This window comes from Blastococcus sp. CCUG 61487, from assembly GCF_005222955.1.
Classification (GTDB): Bacteria; Actinomycetota; Actinomycetes; order Mycobacteriales; family Geodermatophilaceae; genus Blastococcus.
Map to the genome: position 1 here is coordinate 1 of NZ_LWUA01000058.1, position 2,036 is coordinate 2,036.

2 protein-coding genes are annotated in these 2,036 nt (G+C 72.6%); both read left to right on the forward strand.

Annotated features, from left to right (window positions below):
* A partial coding sequence (locus tag A6V29_RS05250; RefSeq protein WP_137159331.1) for an AI-2E family transporter occupies positions 1-1,043 on the forward strand: 1,043 nt, incomplete at both ends.
* A 173-nt stretch (positions 1,044-1,216) separates the two neighbouring features.
* Positions 1,217-2,036, forward strand: an 820-nt coding sequence (locus A6V29_RS05255) for a proteasome assembly chaperone family protein (RefSeq protein WP_137159330.1), incomplete at its 3' end; no start/stop codon positions are given.

The window sequence follows — 2,036 nt, forward strand, 5'->3', positions numbered from 1 at the left end:
TCACCGGCGCCTCGACCGCGGCGCCCGCGCCGGACGAGAGCCGTGGCGCTCGCCTGCAGGCCGCCTCGCGGACGCTGGCCACCGTCGCCGCCCAGTTCCTGCTGATCAGCGCCGCCGTCGTGGTGCTCGGCTGGGTGCTCGGCAAGCTGTGGGTGATCCTGCTGCCGACCGTGCTCGGCCTGCTGATCGCCACCGTGCTCTGGCCGCCGACCCGCCTGCTGCGGAAGCTCGGGTTCCCCCCTGCGCTGGCCGCGCTCACGACGGTGGTGCTCGCGCTCGCTGCGTTCGTGGGGATCATCGTCGCGATCGCCCCCTCGGTGGCCGATCAGGTGGTGGAGCTCGCCGACCAGGCGACCGCCGGCCTGGAGGACATCCAGCAGTGGCTGCAGGGCCCGCCGTTCAACATCGACGAGAACCAGCTCGACGACGCCGTCGACTCGGCGATCGACTCGATCCAGGGCAACGCGCAGAACATCGCCGGCTACGCGGTCACCGGGGTGTCCGTCGTCGGCAACGGGCTGATCAACCTCGTGCTGTCCCTGGTGCTGTGCTTCTTCTTCCTCAAGGACGGCACCCGCTTCGTGCCGTGGATGTCGGCGCAGACCGGCCGGCGCGCCGCGCGCCACGTCGCCGCGCTGTCGTACAAGACGTGGACGACCCTGTCGGAGTTCATCCGGCAGCAGGCGCTGGTCGGGTTCGTCGACGCGTTCTTCATCGGGCTCGGGCTGTGGATCTTCGACGTCCCCCTGGTCCTGCCCCTGGCCGTGCTCACGTTCTTCGGCGCGTTCATCCCGATCATCGGGGCCTTCGTCGCGGGCGCCTTCGCGGTGCTGATCGCGCTGGTCGACCAGGGCCTGACCACGGCGCTGATCATCCTGGGCATCGTGCTGCTGGTGCAGCAGATCGAGGGCAACGTCCTGCAGCCGTTCCTGCAGGGGCGTGGCCTCAACCTGCACGCCGGGGTCGTGATCCTGGCGGTCACCGCCGGCAGCAGCCTCGCCGGCATCATCGGCGCGTTCCTGGCCGTGCCCGTGGCCGCGCTCNNTCGACGGCGACCAGCACGGTGCCGAGCTGGCGCAGGAACCGGCCCCGGCGGACGCCGACGTGCCCACCGGACCCGCCACCTCGGGGTGACCCCGGCGCTGCCGCCGCGGAATGCACCGGGCCGGCGCGGAGCTGCAGCGGAAGTCGTCGTTTCGTCGAGAGAGGACCACCAGTGACCCAGCGACCCGAGGGCCTCGTCGAGCTCCTCCCCGAGGCGGACAGCTTCCTCGCCCGCGAGGCAGCCGCCGGCGGGCGCCGTGGCCTGGTGCTCGTGCACGACATCGCCGGCGACTTCGACGCCGCCCGCGCCGGCGCGCTGGCCGGCTCCCACCTGCTGGCCGGGCTGCCGCACGAGGTGCTGGCCCGGTTCGACGCCGACGCCCTGGTGGACTACCGCGCGCACCGTCCGAGGGTCACCTTCAGCGGGGACCGGTACGAGTCCTTCCACGCCCCCGAGATCCAGCTCTACGCGGTCGAGGACGACGCCGGCGTGCCGTTCCTGCTGCTGCACGGGGCTGAGCCGGACTACCAGTGGGAGCGGTTCGTCGCCGCCGTGCGCGACCTGGTCACCCGCTTCGGCGTGACCTCCGTGATCGCCCTGCAGGCCATCCCGATGCCGGTGCCGCACACCCGACCGGTCACCGTGACCGCGCACGCCACGCGCCGCGAGCTCATCGCCCACTACCCGATCTACTGGGGCGAGATGCGCATCCCGGGCAGCGTCGCGTCCCTCCTGGAGATCCGGCTGGGCGAGGCCGGCGTCGACGCGCTCGGCGTGGCCGCGCACGTGCCGCACTACCTGGCCCAGGCCACCTACCCGGCCGCCTCGCTCACCCTGGTCGAGCACCTCGAGCAGCTCGCCGGGCTGCACCTGCCGACCGAGGCGCTGCGTGTCGCGGCAGAGGCCAACCGCACCGAGGTCGACGAGCAGATCGCGCGCTCGGCGGAGAACACCGCCGTCGTCGCAGCGCTCGAGCAGCAGTACGACGCGT